Below are 15765 nucleotides of genomic sequence, written 5' to 3' on the forward strand. Positions count from 1 at the left end.
TTCGAGCATTACAACGAGAAGCATCCCCATAGCGCGCTGAAATACCGCTCGCCTCGCGAGTTTCGGCGCTCGATGGATTCAGCAACCTTAGTGTGAGGCTGTGTCCGGGATTGCAGGGTCAACTCCAGATTTACAGAAGTTGTCCAGAGGGGGATGTGGATAAGTTGGGGTTGGGTGAAGGGGGATTGGGGCTGCCGTTGGATGGTGAGTGCGGACGGTTGGGGTCGGTGGAGTTCCGCCTAAAAACCTTGGTTTAGACCCTTGTAAATAGGCCTTTTTGCGATACCCACCGTGGTACTGTATTGATTCACCACCCTGGTTTTCAACGTGCAACTTCGCGAGCAGCTTGGCTGCGTTGCGTAATGCATTCGGCTTCACCCAACCCGCGTTAGCCGATGCATGAACTTTGGATCAAGATGAACGCGAGCCACGACTAAACATAGCGATATTTGTTTCAGACTGTGTCGCGAATATCAGAGCAGCAGAGGATCGGAGTACGCGAAGTGCCTGGCGGACTGGGTTTGAGGAAGCGAGTAGTTGATGCGATTGAGCGCGTTGCGGTTCAGGAAAAGCAGACGCGCAGACCGTTTGAGGAATGCAATAACAGGAGAATCCGGCCCGTAAACGAAGCGCGGGCGATGAGTGTTGGAGCACTCACCGCCCGCTGACCACAACCAACTCAGCAAAGGAGTTGACCATGGCTACTGCCAATCTTAAACCGCGTCGCGTGCGCGGAAAACAACGAGCGGGTACCCTGCCCGAAGTGCGGCGGGTCATTTCCCATCGTTACGAGTCAGGCGCCACAGACGGTCGTCTATGGCCGACCACTCGCATATCACGGTGACAAGCTCTCGTGCGGCGCGGTCATTGAGGCAAGTACCCAACTGTTCTCCAGCAGTCCGACCACACAGTCGACCGGTGGTGGTTCCGGCTCCGCAGGTGTGGCCGTGGCGGATACACCGGCGCCCTCGTCCACACTTTGTCTCGAATGTCTGCAGGCGGCCGCCGCGAATGGCGCAAGCACCGTGTCACGCGGATAGACCATGTCCGCAGCGCTCGACGGCTGTGAAGGGAGACTGAATTCGTTAGACTGGCCTCCCTTATTAATCAATAACTTGCTAACTTTTTCGGACGGATTGTGCTCCACACCCGAACTGAATTAGTTGGACTGCCCGGATTTGTGTCGCGAATTCGTTAGACTGAGTCACCCGCCCAAAAAACGCGCTGATTGAGCGCTCGTCGCCGTCGCTGACTACACATCAGCGCATTTCGGGCGGGTTGGACGCCCGGCTGCCAACGTGCTCCAGATCGCTATCCCACGTATGGAGCGCGTGATGAATTACGCCCGCCGTTGCGTCGCCTGTGGCAGCCTCTTCCATCCCCTGTCCCACGTCCCAAATCAACGCTATTGTTCGGCCCCGAATTGCCAGCGGGAGCGACGCCGGCGCTGGCAGCGCCAGCACATGCGCGCCGACGAGGACTATCGCGAAAACCAGCATCGCGCACAGGCAAGCTGGCGCGCGCGCCATCCGGACTACTGGCGGCAATACCGAGCGACCCATCCTGCCTATCGCGAAAGAAATGCCGTTTTGCAACGCGAGCGAAACGCACGGCAACGTTCACTCATGGTTGCAAACATGGACGCGTCCCAGATCGCCCCGCCTTTGGCCTCGGGCGTCTACATATTGCGCCGCATGTCCGAGGTCAGGATTGCAAAGATGAACGCGTGCATCGTCCATCTCACCGTGCTATCGCCGCCTGGTGGGTCACCGGCTCCTGATTGCAAAGAGATGATGTGATCGACAACTGCGCTGCGCCTGCTACTTTTCTACCTGTACCCGCTCTCAACCGATCGTCGGACGCGATCCGCGATGTAGTTTTTTTAAAGTAGAGATCTGCCATGGTCGACGTGACCGCGCCGGCAGCTTCGGAGAGAGGGAATGATTCTGCCTGGAGCAGGACCATGGCACCCGACAGCAGAGGCGATGTAGCTGGCAGACAGGCTCCGATGGTGCGGGCCGCCGAGTACGTGCGGATGTCGACCGAGCATCAGCAGTATTCGACCGAAAACCAGCGCGACAAAATCCGGGAGTATGCAACCCGCCATGGGATCGAGATCGTACGTACGTATGCTGATGAAGGAAAAAGTGGTCTCAGGATCGACGGGCGGCAGGCGCTACAGCAACTGATTCGTGACGTAGAAGGTGGTAACGCCGACTTTCAGGCAATTCTTGTTTATGACGTGAGCCGCTGGGGACGATTCCAGGATGCAGACGAAAGCGCCTACTACGAATACATCTGTCGACGCGCTGGCATTCATGTCGCCTACTGCGCAGAGCAGTTCGAGAATGACGGTTCACCGGTCTCGACCATCGTCAAAGGAGTAAAGCGTGCGATGGCCGGCGAATACAGCCGGGAGCTCTCGGCGAAGGTGTTTGCAGGCCAGTGCCGGCTGATCGAACTGGGATTCCGGCAAGGGGGGCCAGCAGGCTATGGCCTGCGTAGAGTGTTGATCGACCAACACGGCTTAATGAAGGGGGCACTAAATCGAGGCGAGCACAAGTGTCTGCAGACGGATCGAGTCATTCTGGTACCAGGCCCTGACAGCGAGACCCGCATCGTCAACCTTATCTACACATGGTTCATTGAAGAGTCGCTCAACGAATATGAAATTGCCGCTCGCCTTAACGGCATGCGCGTACGCACAGACCTTGACCGTGAATGGACGAGAGCTACCGTACGGGAGGTGTTGACTAACGAAAAGTACATTGGAAACAACGTCTATAACCGCGTTTCTTTCAAACTCAAGCAGATGCGCGTAACAAACACGCCAGACATGTGGATTCGAAAAGACGGCGCGTTTCAGTCAATTGTCGCAAGCGAGACCTTTTATACTGCCCAAGGGATTATGCGGGCGCGCGCTCGGCGGTATTCAAACGAAGAGTTGATTGATCGGCTCCGCAATCTGTATCGCAACCGTGGGTACCTGTCGGGCGTCGTGATCGACGAGACGGAAGGCATGCCGTCGACGTCCGTTTACATGTACCGCTTCGGTAGTCTTATTCGCGCCTATCAAACTGTTGGCTTCACACCTGGTCGCGACTATCGCTATATCGAAACAAACCGTTTTCTCCGACAGTTGCATCCAGGAATCGTCGCGCAAACTGAAAGGAAGATCGCCGACCTCGGAGGAGCCGTCAGGCGCGATCCAGCCACAGACCTCCTTACCGTTAACGAAGAGTTCACCGCGTGCCTAGTACTTGCACGATGCCAGACACAGGTGGCAACTCACAATCACTGGAAGATCAGGTTCGATACGAGCCTGCTGCCTGACATCACGGTCGCCGTACGGCTAAATCACGACAATTCGGCCGCACTTGACTACTACCTGCTACCGCGTCTCGATTTCGGTCAACCTCGAATTCGCCTTGCCGACCGGAACCCCATCGAGTTCGAAAGCTACCGGTTCGACACGCTTGAATATCTCTACGGCATGGCTGAACGCGCAAGGTTGAGGAGAATAGCGTGAACCGCCCGCAGCAGATTGACGAAATCCGGATGATCCCGATTGACCAGATCGAAGTTATCAATCCACGGGAGCGGAACAGCCATACGTTTGGCGAGATCGTTAAAAATATCCAGGCCGTTGGCCTGAAGAAACCCATCAAGGTCACACCACGCACCGGCGTCGACGACGCAGAAAAGTACCTCCTCGTGTGCGGCGAAGGTCGGCTTAAGGCGTACAAGTCACTCGGTGAGGCAACTATCCCCGCGCTAGTCGTTAATGTCAGCGACGAAGATGCGTTTATCATGAGCCTCGCTGAGAATATTGCCCGGCGCTGCTATCGTCCGCTTGAGCTACTTGCTGGTATTCGACGGTTAGAGGAGCACGGCTACGGCGCCAGAGCAATTGCGGAGAAAACCGGGCTGAAACCGGACTACGTTGCCGGAATCTTAAGGCTGCTTCATCAGGATGAGGAAAGATTGGTGATAGCGGTGGAAGCCGGTCGTATTTCCCTGACCGCTGCACTCATGATCGCCGGTGCTGGCGACAACGATGCAGCTGTTCAGGCAGCACTTCAGGAAGCGTACGAATCAGGAACATTGCGTGGCAAGCCCTTGATGGCAGCTCGGCGCATCATAGAGCGAAGAAAAACGCTCGGACGATCCGCCAACCGGATCATGTCACCCAGGACTACCGAGGTGACCACCTCAAGCCTCCTGCGCGCATATCAAACGGAGGTTGCGCGCCAAAAAGCCATGGTACGAAAAGCCGAGTTCGCGCAGCAGCGCCTGGTTTTCGTTGTGGGTGCGCTTCGGAAACTGTACACCGATGAAAATTTCATCAATCTCTTGCGTGCAGAGGGGCTGGCGACGTTACCCAAATATCTCTCTGAGCGTGTTTGGTCCAGCGGGAGCCCCGTATGACGGGCGTTACACTTGCGTTCATTCCTGAGCCCTTGTTGGTACCCGTGAACGACATCCTTCCGTCAAGAAGGTTGGCGGCGACCATCTTCGGGTCGGGTAAGTTCAAGCAGATCAAGGCGTCCATACAGGAAGTCGGGCTTATCGAGCCGCTGTCAGTGACTCCTGCAGATAAAGCCTCCGGACAGCATGTTGTCCTCGACGGTCATTTGCGTTTGCTCGCCATGCGTGAACTTGGATTTCCGGAAGCTGCGTGTCTGATTGCTACAGATGACGAAAGCTACACATACAACAATCACGTGAACAGACTCCCTACTATTCAGGAACACTACATGATCCGTAGAGTAATCGAACGAGGTGTCTCTCCAGAACGCCTCGCGAGAGCGCTTGCAGTGGACGTGACTTCCATCGTGAAAAAAATGTCACTCCTCGACGGGATCTGTGCGGAGGCAGCCGAACTACTCGGGGACCGTCAGTTCTCACCAGAGCTGTCACGGGCACTTCGGAAAATGAAACCGACGCGGCAGGTTGAGTGCGTGGAACTGATGGTTGCGGCGAACAACGTAACTGTTAGGTACGCCGAGGCGCTTCTTGTTGCAACGCCCGCCTCTGGCCTTGTCGCCGGTAAGAAGCCCAAGAAGCTAACAGGAATCAGCTCCGAGCAAATGCTGAAGATGGAGTCCGAGATGACCAACCTGCAGGAGCAGTACAGGCTTGTGGAACAGACCTACGGTCAGGACGTGCTAAACCTTGTGCTTGCCAAAGGTTACCTTGCCAAGCTTCTCGAGAACGAGTCCGCGCGTGATTATTTGCAGCGACATCAGCCCGATCTATTTTCCGAATTTGAATCCATCGTCGCCACAATCTCGCTCGATCACAAACAGCTCGCGATCAATACGTAAACTCCCGCTTCAGTGAGTTGCATTCTTCACCGAAAGGGTTGAACGCGCGCGGCGCAAGATGCGAATGGCAAGGTCGCGTCCACCTTGATTTCGAACGAAAAAGCGCTAGCACTAATGTGTGCAGGCACCGGATATGTCATGCCTTCCGCGAGGACGCCCCGTAGTCGAGCATCCAGCCGTCGATAAAGAGCGGCGCTAGGGATCGCTCCCTCACGAGGCCGAACCTGTCCATCACCTTCGGGGCGAGCTCGGCCGCCATCTGCCCGAGCGGGATGCGTTTCTGCCAGTCAACATGCGCTCCATTTACTTTGCACCAGATCCGTCCGGATTCGACCAGATGATCCGTGCGTAGCCATTCGCCAGTGCGCACCCGGGCGACGAGCTGCGCCACCACCAGGTAGCAGAGCAGTTCGGCGCGTACTTCGTCGCCCATGCTGCCCGCCGGCGGCACACCAGAACCTTGCGATGTTGTCATTTGCGGCTCTTGCTCAGGAGGTGCGACAGGCCCGCGTTAGTTGCTATATGCCAGACATGACCGCACACGTATCTCACCAGACTCCTGGAGAACGAACTGCTGGCTCAATATCTGCGGCGACGTCAGCTGGACTTGCTCGCCGAGTTCGAAACGATTTGTCGAGACGTCGTCGTTTGAACGGCAGCAATTCACCGCCCTTATCTAGCCGGTGGGTTTCCTTTGGAACTCTACAGCATGTAACCCAGCGGACCGTTGGGATTGGTTATCGGCTCCCTGGTCGCGCATGCATTTTGCATACGCCGGATGCAACATATTGCAATGACCCGGTGTCGGCAGCGGTAGCCAATTCGTGCCAGTCTCTTTTTCAAGTTTGAAAAACCGCTCGGCATTGACCTCTGCGTTCACGTCGGCATCAAGTAGATCGCGGTTTTCATTTCCTCGCGGGATCGACTTCATGACCTCTTCGTAGGTTGCATTCGTATCCGCTGATGCCTCTTTCGTGAGTGCGTCAAAGCACCGTATGTTATAGCCAGCACTACCGGGATGGTTAAGGCATGACTTATCCAATTTCGCAAAGGTTGGATTTTTAACACTGCAGCCCGATTGATGCCTACGAGCAAGACGTCCCCAATCTTCCACTCGCAAAGGGGGCGTCGGTGCTGTCTTGTCTGCAGACGTACACATTGGTGCAACTTTGATTAACTGGCACCAAATTTTTTCATCTGCGTTTTTTCCTCCCTGCTCCCCCCATGAATTGCCGACGGAGCGGGCGTTTCATTGGTCGCAGTCAATCGAATCTGGCGCCTGCATACAAATGACAATCTTTGAATAAAGGGAGACATGTGCGAAACATGCAACAAATACTGCATCGACCGGAATGACAGATATCAGGCGGGATCCAAGCCACTTGCATCGTTAATGAGTCGATTTGATAGATTCCAGTTCGGCAAGAACCCGGTTGCCTGAATCACTCGATCAGATCCACATTGCCATCAAAGCCGAGTCGCAACCGGTTAGAAATCGAGCCGGAAAATATTTTCCGATATGCGGAAAGCATCTTACGATTCAGGAAATAAATACCGTTTTTCAATTTCTAATATTCCGATCGCTGGCAGATTCATCTGAAGTTTTGTATTATCGCGCGATAATGCGGGGGCGCGTTTTCGATAAAAAGAGGCGGTATGGGATCGCAGGACTTGATCAGCACAATTACGGGCGGCCTGTCGCAAAATGATCGCCTTTTAAAACTGGACACGCCACTGGGAGCGAACATGCTCCTGCCGCAGCGGGTGGTGGGCCGCTCGCGCATCGGACGACATTTCGAATTCACGGTCGACGTAGTGTCCACCTCAGGCAGCATCGAACTTAAAACGCTGATCGCACAGCCGGTGACGCTCTGGATCCAGCAAGCCGACAAATCATATCTGCCGCATAACGGCTACGTGCATACGGCGCGCCGGTTAGGCTCAAACAGTGGGCTAACCAGCTATCAGCTTGGCTTCTCGTCGTGGATGCACTTCCTCAAGTTCCGCCGCGATCAGCGCATCTGGCAGGATAAAACAGCCGACGACATCGTGACGGATGTGTTTAACGCTCATCCGCAAGCGAAGGGGTTATTCCAGTTCGCGCTTTCAAAACCCCTTCCGTCTCGCTCGTATTGCCGTCAGGACGAAGATGATTGGAACTTTGTACATCGGCTGCTCGAGTCCGAAGGGTTGTTCGGGTTCTGGCAGCAGGCACAAGACGGCAAATCTCATACGCTCCTGGTCACCGACCGGCTGCAGACGCTTGATGCGCTATCACCGGAGACAGTGACGTTCTACCGAGCAGGTACGGGCAGCGAAACCGATGCGCTGACCCAGTGGTCGGCGACCCGCACACTGCAGAGTACGACGCTAACGACCCGCACGTTTGACTACAAGAGCCCCGCGACCCAGTTCAACCCAAAAGGCACCAGCGTACCGACTATGCCCAATCAGGGCACTCTGCCCGAGCAGGCCGAGGTCTATGAATACACTGGTGCGTACACCTATCCAAAGCAGGACCGAGGCGATCAACTGTCGGGAATTCGCATGGAGGAGTGGGAGTCGCGCGCCAAACGTTTTCACGGCACAGGAGGCGTGCGCGGAATTGACGCTGGGCGCCGCTTTGTTCTGAGCGGCCATCCAGACCACGACCCGGATCAGGCGAACCAGAAGGAGTTCGCGGTGATCGAGACAGTCTGGGTGATCGTCAACAACCTGCCAGTCGCCGAACAGGGGGCAGTGTTTCCGCATAGCTTGCAAATGACTGTCGAAGAGGTCCGTGCGGGTCACACCGGCGACAGCGCATTCAAGGTGTCACACGTTGACGGCTCCGAGGGTTTCTATCTGACGGAAATTGAGGCGCAGCGCACCAGCGTGCCCTATCACAGCCCGTTCGAACACAAGAAACCGCAGACGCATCTGGAGTCCGCAATCGTAGTGGGGCCGCAAGGTGAAGAGGTCTACACGGATGAGCTAAACCGCATCAAGGTGCAATTCATCTGGGACCGTCTCAGTGGCAGCGATGAACGGGCTTCGTGCTGGGTACGTGTTGCACAATCGGACACAGGCGACGGGTATGGTGGAGTGCACATGCCGCGCATTGGCGAAGAGGTGCTGATCGACCATATTGGCGGCGATTGTGACCGACCTGTGGTGACTTCGCGCCTGTATAACGGGGGAGCAAAGCCGCAATGGCATTCGAACGGGTTGCTATCGGGCTATCGTTCGAAAGAGTATGCAGGCAGCGGCTTTAATCAGCTCGTGATGGATGACTCCACGCAGCAGAATCGCGTGCATCTGTATTCAAGTAAATATCAGTCGCACTTACATCTCGGTTATCTTGTCCAGCACACTGATAACACCCGCGGTGCGTTCCTTGGCAACGGCTTCGATCTCAAATCGGATGCGTATGGCGCAATACGCGCCGGTCAAGGACTATTCGTGTCGACACATCAGACAAGCACGAATCAACCGTTAAATGTAACGTCAGCGTCCGAACAGTTGGCAAGTGCTGAAAGTGTCGTCGAGCTGGCGTCACAGGCGAGCGCGGCGAATCAGGCGGAAAGTCTTGAAGAGGGACAGGACGCGCTCAAGAAATTCACTGATGCAACTCAATACAGTGTCGCCGGCGCGACCAGCGGCGGTGGCCATACGGCAGGCGGCGGTACGGGCAATGCCAACGGATTCTCGACACCAATCATGCTCGTGGCAAGTCCAGCGGGCATGGGCTTGTCGACGCAGGATTCGACGCAGATTACGGCGAACCAGCACGTCAACATAGTGAGTGGCAAAACCACACACGTGGCCGCTGGCAAATCACTCGTTGCTAGCGTAATGGAGAAGATCAGTCTGTTCGCACAGAACGCGGGGATAAAGCTGTTTGCCGCGAAGGGGAAGCTGGAAATACAGGCGCAGAGCGATGAGATGAAACTCGCGGCGCTTAAGGACGTGACGATTACAAGCTCCAGCGGGCGGCTTGTGCTGTCGGCCGACAAGGAGATATGGATCGGTGCAGGCGGTTCGTATATCAAGATCACGGCGGACCTTATCGAGAACGGGACAAGTGGCCAGATTCTCGAGAAGTGTGCTTCGTGGGACAAGCCGGGCGCAGCGTCGATGCGGCTGCCAACTCCCCTCGCGGGCGTCCCCAAAGGATGTTCGTGGAAGACGGCAACAGCCTCCGCCGACAGCGCGTCTAGCATCGTGCTGGAGTGACCAATATGGACGATCGCAATTCCCGCGAAACGGGTCGGCTTGAAGGTATGGCCGAATCGGCAAAGCTCGATAATGCGACAGCGATAGGTGACATGGTCGCCGCGCTGTGCGCCTATTTCAACCGACATCGGGACATGCGTTGCTTGCTCGCGGTTGACCCAAGCCAGAGCGGCTTGTTCGACGATGAGGACGACGAGCACCCGTTTTCAAAACTGCCTCGAACTATCGTAGAGATCGATCATGAGGCGTTTCCCGAGGCGCACCGCCCATATTTCCTTCCGTTAGATCTGGCGACGCCTCAGGGGGTCGCGCTGCTGGCTGAAAGCGTCCGACTAGCGTTCGAGGACAGACACCCGGAATCGATGGCCGAGGGGCAAGGACAGCGCATTGGCGGCTGGCTGGCCACTTCCGCGTCGTTGAATGAGGTAGCAGCACATTGGTCTCGCCACGCGCTTCAATACAACGAACAAGGGCGTCCGTGTGTTTTGCGATTTTATGATGCACGTGCGCTTGGCCTGATATGGCCGATATTGTCCGGCGGCCAGCAGCAGGCATTGCTGGGCCCAGTGACGACGTGGCATGCCCTCGATGCGTGCGCCAAACCGATCGCCTACACCGCGGTCGCGCAATCGCGGACCGACCTGTCCCTCACGACCGAACAGTGGCAGGAAATCCATCGACACGGACTGATCAATCGAGCGCTTGCACTGCATGCGCTGTCGATTCGACGCCAGCCGAAACCGGTCGAGGTAGAAACAGCCATCGCAGCAGCAGCCCGCGCGGACGGTTACGGACTGCTGGACCGGGACGACCAGATTGCATTCATCGGCCACGCCCTCGCCTGGCACCCGCAATTCGATTTGCACCCCAAGGTGCTTCAGATTCTGAGCCGGAAGGACCCGGACGATTTCTATACGGCCGCTATCAGCGATTTGACCTCCACCGAAATCACCGAGATTCAGCAAGGCGACTGGTACGACCGGCTGGTCGCTTCGGCATCCCGCTAAATAAGATTCGCGGACAGCTTGAATTCGACACGAAGAGAACGTATGGCTACGAACAACCAAAAGTGTGCAAATTGCGAAAAAAACGGGCTGCCGATCCTGCCTGTGCGCTATACCGTTCTGCCCAAGACGGTTAAGGCCAAGATCCCTGCAGGTATTACTGGTGCCCGCGTCACTGACGTCGGACTCAAGGAGCACCAGTACGGGCTGCGGACGTTGCGCGAAGGCTGGCTATATCTCTTCTACGAAGTGGGCGCGCGCGGCAATCAGTATTGGGAAGCCTACAACGTTACCGAGGACGGTCGTTTATGGAAGCAGGGACTGCCGCTACCAAGCATCCCCACCACGCATCCAGCTTGCGCTCAAAAAAGCATCTGCGTTCCCATGGACATGATCGCGATCGAGCGGCCTGACAAATGTACGGGCAAGGTCTTTATCGCGTTTTCGGAGCACGCATGGCGTCCGGAAGTCTTCGACCGTTACAAATCGGACGAGACACTTCGTAAAGCGCGGATGCAATGGATCGAGCCATCCCAATGGATCGGCACCCCGACAGATGGACAAGGGCACGCGATTGTTGCAACCGAACAGGCGATCGATGATGTGATCGAATACATGCCAGGATTCAATCCCAAGCTCCTGAGCTTGCCTGACGAGAAACAGCAGTTTAGTGACGAGAAGGGAGGCTATAAAACTGACTGGCTGCAACAAGAAGTGACGCGCTACCCGTTGCACGTCAGGCAGGCGTCACCTGCGTCGGCCAGCCAGTCGCTTGTCAAACTGATGAAGAACATTGGGACAATCGAACAAAGCGCAGGGGGGGCGAACGCCGGCGGGGGGGGAGAAAAGCCGCAGTATCCACCTATGCTGCTCGCGTTGTGGGATGGTATCGGCAATGTGCACGAGCTGAACGGTTTCCGCACAGATCCCGTATCGTGGCTGGACCAATATGCCATGACTGAGCGCACCTTGCAGGTTAACGCGCTGCACAACATCGACACCGCGCATAAGATCGTTAAATCTCGCACAGAGCAAGCGCTGAATAATCAGGAAAGCATGGCCAAGCAAGCGCATGAGATGACTGCGCTCGGCCGGCCAGGGGCACAAACAGCGCTCGCGGCCCAACGCGCTCGCGCGTTAGCTAGCGCCGATCCAACGCGTGCGTCTCAGATCAATGCGTACTACGATGATCTGAACTGGATGTCGGCCAACAATGTTCCCGGTAGCTATCAGACCCGACTGATCCAGATTGGACAACAAAGCAGCGCAGGTAGCGCGAGCTCGAGCGTTCCCTATACGGGTAACTATCGCGATCAGGTGATGAATGAGGCACGCGCCTATTCGAAAGCGCAGCCGGGTTCTCACGATCGAAATCTTACGCGTATGACCGACAGCAATTGGTCAACGTACGAAGCGCGACTCAAACGTCCAGACATCGAGAATTTCAGAACAAACTACAAAGCGTTGCGCTCGGCGGTATTCGATCTGCAGGAAGTGCGTAGTGAGGATGTCGGGAAGTGGTTAAGCGCGAAGCTGCTGATAGACACGCTTGAGGATTATGAATCCAGCGATATGCGCGAAAGTCTCGCGTTCGAGGTCGTCATTTCCGATGCGATCGTTGGGCTCGCTTCCACCCCGAGGGGACGGACAATTCTCGACGGATTGATCACCCAATGGAATCCGACGCTGCCTACCAGCCTCGTCTGGCGGGTGATCGCCATGAATCAAATGGATGCGCGTCGCGAACTCGCCGAAGTACTGAAGACGGCACAGGCCCAAAAGAACACGCCGCTGACAATTCCCCAGGCCCAAGGGAGCGTGCCGTCGTCTAGCGCGGTCAACCTGATTTTCAGTACCGCTGCATCGGCCGGAAAGCTGAACGGCTACTACAAAAATTTGTCCAGTCTGGCACTTGAAACCGATCCGAAGAAAATCACGCCGCTTGGTGGACTGCTCCGCCGTCTTAAAGCGGACGAATTCGGTATTACCGTTGGTGATGCAATATTCGCGAAATTCAAGGTCAATCAGCTCGGCGATTATGTTGGCGAGAAAATCATCCAGTCGGTGCTTCTACAGCGATCAGGTGTCTCCTACTCGGATGCGATGGCGCTGGTGCGCAAGCAAGCCGAGCTTGAAAACGCCAGTCGGCTCGAAACCATTCAACGTCTTCTAAAGACGCGCTCACTTCTGCGAAGTCCAGCGCCCGCCGGCGCGCCCAATGCGACGCAGGCTTTGTACGACGTTTGGGACAAGGTCAAGCTCACGGACGATGGTGCAAAGCAGTTAAGAACAGGGCGGATTGCGGTTGTGGCCGCGCTGCTTGAGTCCGTCAATTTCTACAAACTTGTGACTGGCGCGCCGGACAAGGATACAACGCTCAAGTTGTTTCAGTCGGGTGCTTCACTGTGCTCTTCAGTCATCACGATCGCCATGTCGCCGTATTATGCGACGCTGAAGAACTCGATACGTTCGCAAAGCTGGAAGCTGACCGGTGGAGCGTTGAGTGGTTTTGGTACGTTCGTCTCCACCTGGATGGACGCAGAAAATGCCCGGGATGCTGCCAAGAAAGATCAATATGACGTCCTGTTCTTTTTGGGCCTTAAGTCGCTGGGTGGCTTTGTTTCAGGTACGGCCTTGCTGATCGATGCCACCAGCACCGCAGCTCCGCTACTTAAGAAGCTAGCTGCGCGCTACGGCACAGAAGCAATAATGGCGGGGGTGGAAACCTTTTCGGAACGACTTGCGATTGTTGCTGGTTTGCGCGCAGTGGGTATGTTGATTGGCTGGGAGGCTACGATCGGCCTTCTCGTGCTCCAGTGGTTGGCAGATTGGCTGACACCGGATGCACTGGAAGCATGGTGTTCGCGTAGTGCGTTTGGCACTGGTCGGGAGACCATCCTCAGGGTCACAGATCATAGCGTCAAGCGTTACACAGATTCGGCGCTGCAGGACAAGGACTTTATTGACGCAATGGCTAAGCTTTGATGAAAACAACTGAACCGCAAATGTCCACCATCCTGCTACGGGGAACGCTCTCCAACCTGGAGCGCTCCCGTCGCAGTCATAGCTTCGTTCTCACCCAGGTGCAACAGCAGCACGTGGGCGCTGCGGCACTAGGCTCCTCGGCCATGGGAATGGGAGCGGCCGGCATCGGTCTGCTGAACATGACGGCGAATTCCGACGAGGAAGCTGACTGGGTCCAATTTGAGCTTGATGGCAAGCAGGTCCAGGGTTGGCTTTGGATGATGCCAATGCGAAACGGCGACAGCGTCGAAGTCGTAGCACAGCAAGTGGGAACTGACCGCTATATCGCATACTCAGTCAAGCGCGACGGGGACGATATCGTGGCCGTGTATCCGCATGCAACTGCAGGTCGGAAAGCTCACTATCGAAACATGACGAGGATGATGTTGTGGGCGTTCTGCATCATTTTCCCGCTGTTTTCCCTCATGTTCTATTTCGCCGGAGGCGGCTTTGGCGGAGACGCGTTGGCCTTCTTTCTAATGCTCGGCGCAATCGGCATCGGTGGTTTCCTTATGTTCTGTGTGCTCTTCTATAGAGCTGCACGGAAATTAATGGGCTTCGTACGTATCGCGGAGACGGTCTTCAAGACCTATGGTTGGCCCGACGTTGAGGTTATAGATCTCCGTGCGACATCGCGCGCTAATCGGCGCGAAAACACATTATCGAATTTCGGCCGCTACTATTTCCGTTACAAGTGATCTCTAACGTCGTCAACAGAAAGCAGCATAAGGATCGATAGAGCATTCGGAGCTTGGCGCGAAGCATCTCGCTGCAAGGTAAAGTTTGAGCGTTCACAACGAAGTCGCGACACTGGGGCAGTGGCAACCTTCCGAAATAGATGCGGATGCTACTCCCGCTACAAGCGGTGGGTCGCTCGGACTCACATTGAGTGTGGTTCTTGGGTCTGGCTTCGCGCCAACGGCAGCATCGCAAGATTAATTAATTCGGATCGGTTGCCCTACACGCCGGAGTAACAAAGATGATGAATCTTATTCGAGTTGGTGATGATACCGACCATGGCGGCAAAGTAATTACAGGTTCGCCGACAATGCATTTTGATAGCAGACTTGTTTCGCGAAAAGGCGACGAGGTGTCATGCCCGCGTCATCCTGACGTCAAACCTAACCTCATAATTGAAGGTGATGAATCGATGACCGACAACGGGGTTCCGATCGCTCGACACGGCCATCGTGTCAGCTGTGGTTGCCATCTGATCTCGAGTCTTATCTGATTGTACCTGGGCTCATTTGAGGTAGCCGGTCGATGAGTGCAACGTGTTAATTGTCCACGACCCGGGAATTGCACGGGATTTTTGGCTAAGCTGCTGGAAAACGAGCCGGTAGATCGACGGCTATACACGTAGCCCTGCTGCGCTTTCTGCAGCACTAGCTACGATTCCAAGAGGGTAGATACCGTCGCATCGAAGTATGCGGGAGTCGGCGATTCGATTTTCCGGTATCGAACGTTCAGATGCGAACACACACGTTCTGCGTGCTTGCTCTCTTCTGCGATGAAGCGTGCGATTTGCAGCAAAGTCCATGAATCATCTCCGCGAGCCTGTAGTCGCGGCGCAATCTGTTCGACACTCGCCTCAAGGAGCACCACGCCCACACACCCCAAGTCACGAAAGACCTCTGGCGCAAGTAACACCGGTTCGCCATCGCCACCGCGCAGCACAAAATGTCCATCAAGCAAGAGCGTCCTGCCTGTCGCTCGGATGCGCGAGACAGCGGCGATTAAAGCGCGCTGGTTCTCGTCGATCCCGTCTACGTGCTTGACCACCTAATCCGGCGAGCCTAACGAAGTTGGCCAGATTGCTTTCCAAAACCTGGTACGTGTCCTGAAGCGGAATCAGTACATTCGTGTCAAGCAGGAACCGAAGTCGCATCGACATGTTGCGCCTCCGGTCAGGGGGCTGCTAAGCGGCAGGCGCGACAGTAGCCGCTCGGCAATTTCAATACTACCGCAGGTGTTGCCGGAAAACGTCTTTGCTGCATAAAGCCCCCGTCCAACCATTGACTTTGCGCTCAGAATGACTCGGCGCTGTTTTCACTTATGCCCATAATATCTTAGAGCGTGTTAGGCACTTTGTGCCAAACCTGGTAACCTGGCGCAATGCCAGAACGCAAACCGTACCCAACAGATGTATCGGACGAGGAGTGGAGCTTTGCCGCTCCGTACCTCGTCCTGATGAG

General features: G+C 55.7%; 12 protein-coding genes. 9 read left to right on the forward strand and 3 right to left on the reverse strand.

All coding sequences use genetic code 11. The features are described 5' to 3' along the window. Positions 1 to 1334 precede the first annotated feature (1334 nt). The 4 genes from F3J20_RS30600 to F3J20_RS30615 all read left to right on the forward strand — a co-directional run bounded on the left by F3J20_RS30600 (position 1335) and on the right by F3J20_RS30615 (position 5327). Positions 1335 to 1799, forward strand: coding sequence for a hypothetical protein (locus F3J20_RS30600; protein ID WP_167285727.1), 465 nt, complete (start codon positions 1335 to 1337; stop codon positions 1797 to 1799). A 164-nt stretch (positions 1800 to 1963) separates the two neighbouring features. After that, positions 1964 to 3529, forward strand: coding sequence for a recombinase family protein (locus F3J20_RS30605; RefSeq protein WP_167285728.1), 1566 nt, complete (start codon positions 1964 to 1966; stop codon positions 3527 to 3529). Then, positions 3526 to 4428, forward strand: coding sequence for a ParB/RepB/Spo0J family partition protein (locus F3J20_RS30610; protein ID WP_345889951.1), 903 nt, complete (start codon positions 3526 to 3528; stop codon positions 4426 to 4428). Before F3J20_RS30605 ends, F3J20_RS30610 begins: the two co-directional genes overlap by 4 nt. Then, on the forward strand, positions 4425 to 5327 hold the full coding sequence (locus F3J20_RS30615; protein WP_167285729.1) for a plasmid partitioning protein RepB C-terminal domain-containing protein: 903 nt from the start codon (positions 4425 to 4427) through the stop codon (positions 5325 to 5327). The genes F3J20_RS30610 and F3J20_RS30615 overlap by 4 nt, the downstream gene beginning before the upstream one ends. A gap of 136 nt (positions 5328 to 5463) precedes the next feature. On the opposite strand, the gene F3J20_RS30620 is transcribed toward F3J20_RS30615, so the two are convergent. After that, on the reverse strand, positions 5464 to 5802 hold the full coding sequence (locus F3J20_RS30620; RefSeq protein WP_167285730.1) for a hypothetical protein: 339 nt from the start codon (positions 5800 to 5802) through the stop codon (positions 5464 to 5466). A gap of 201 nt (positions 5803 to 6003) precedes the next feature. After that, a complete protein-coding gene (locus F3J20_RS30625) occupies positions 6004 to 6258 on the reverse strand; it encodes a hypothetical protein (protein WP_167285731.1) in 255 nt (84 codons plus the stop codon). A gap of 725 nt (positions 6259 to 6983) precedes the next feature. On the opposite strand from F3J20_RS30625, the gene F3J20_RS30630 reads away from it, so the two are divergent. The 5 genes from F3J20_RS30630 (at position 6984) to F3J20_RS30650 (ending at position 14801) form a co-directional block, all read left to right on the forward strand. Then, positions 6984 to 9542: a type VI secretion system Vgr family protein gene (locus F3J20_RS30630; RefSeq protein WP_167285732.1), complete on the forward strand. Its 2559-nt coding sequence runs from the start codon at positions 6984 to 6986 to the stop codon at positions 9540 to 9542. Between the two features lie 5 nt (positions 9543 to 9547). Continuing rightward, positions 9548 to 10549 carry a DUF4123 domain-containing protein gene (locus F3J20_RS30635; RefSeq protein WP_345889952.1) on the forward strand — a complete coding sequence of 334 codons (1002 nt, stop codon included), beginning with the start codon at positions 9548 to 9550 and terminating at the stop codon, positions 10547 to 10549. A 42-nt stretch (positions 10550 to 10591) separates the two neighbouring features. Then, positions 10592 to 13531 (forward strand): T6SS effector BTH_I2691 family protein, encoded by a 2940-nt coding sequence (locus F3J20_RS30640; RefSeq protein WP_167285733.1) that lies wholly within the window; start codon positions 10592 to 10594, stop codon positions 13529 to 13531. Between the two features lie 20 nt (positions 13532 to 13551). Continuing rightward, positions 13552 to 14268, forward strand: coding sequence for a putative type VI secretion system effector (locus F3J20_RS30645; protein ID WP_240162965.1), 717 nt, complete (start codon positions 13552 to 13554; stop codon positions 14266 to 14268). 281 nt (positions 14269 to 14549) lie between these two features. Continuing rightward, positions 14550 to 14801 (forward strand): PAAR domain-containing protein, encoded by a 252-nt coding sequence (locus tag F3J20_RS30650; protein WP_167285735.1) that lies wholly within the window; start codon positions 14550 to 14552, stop codon positions 14799 to 14801. Positions 14802 to 14959: 158 nt separating this feature from the next. On the opposite strand, the gene F3J20_RS30655 is transcribed toward F3J20_RS30650, so the two are convergent. Further along, the gene (locus F3J20_RS30655; protein WP_167285736.1) at positions 14960 to 15352 is read right to left on the reverse strand and encodes an AAA family ATPase; all 393 of its coding nucleotides are present in this window, start codon (positions 15350 to 15352) and stop codon (positions 14960 to 14962) included. Between the last annotated feature and the right edge of the window lie 413 nt (positions 15353 to 15765).

Source organism: Paraburkholderia sp. Cy-641 (assembly GCF_011752945.1).
GTDB lineage: Bacteria > Pseudomonadota > Gammaproteobacteria > Burkholderiales > Burkholderiaceae > Paraburkholderia.

What these genes read in the sequence shown, in the direction of transcription:
- F3J20_RS30600 (WP_167285727.1), top strand. Translation starts at nt 1,335, where the DNA reads ATGAATTACGCCCGCCGTTGCGTCGCCTGTGGCAGCCTCTTCCATCCC.
- F3J20_RS30605 (WP_167285728.1), top strand. Translation starts at nt 1,964, where the DNA reads ATGGCACCCGACAGCAGAGGCGATGTAGCTGGCAGACAGGCTCCGATG.
- F3J20_RS30615 (WP_167285729.1), top strand. Translation starts at nt 4,425, where the DNA reads ATGACGGGCGTTACACTTGCGTTCATTCCTGAGCCCTTGTTGGTACCC.
- F3J20_RS30620 (WP_167285730.1), bottom strand. Translation starts at nt 5,802, where the DNA reads ATGACAACATCGCAAGGTTCTGGTGTGCCGCCGGCGGGCAGCATGGGC.
- F3J20_RS30625 (WP_167285731.1), bottom strand. Translation starts at nt 6,258, where the DNA reads ATGAAGTCGATCCCGCGAGGAAATGAAAACCGCGATCTACTTGATGCC.
- F3J20_RS30630 (WP_167285732.1), top strand. Translation starts at nt 6,984, where the DNA reads ATGGGATCGCAGGACTTGATCAGCACAATTACGGGCGGCCTGTCGCAA.
- F3J20_RS30635 (WP_345889952.1), top strand. Translation starts at nt 9,548, where the DNA reads ATGGACGATCGCAATTCCCGCGAAACGGGTCGGCTTGAAGGTATGGCC.
- F3J20_RS30640 (WP_167285733.1), top strand. Translation starts at nt 10,592, where the DNA reads ATGGCTACGAACAACCAAAAGTGTGCAAATTGCGAAAAAAACGGGCTG.
- F3J20_RS30645 (WP_240162965.1), top strand. Translation starts at nt 13,552, where the DNA reads ATGTCCACCATCCTGCTACGGGGAACGCTCTCCAACCTGGAGCGCTCC.
- F3J20_RS30650 (WP_167285735.1), top strand. Translation starts at nt 14,550, where the DNA reads ATGATGAATCTTATTCGAGTTGGTGATGATACCGACCATGGCGGCAAA.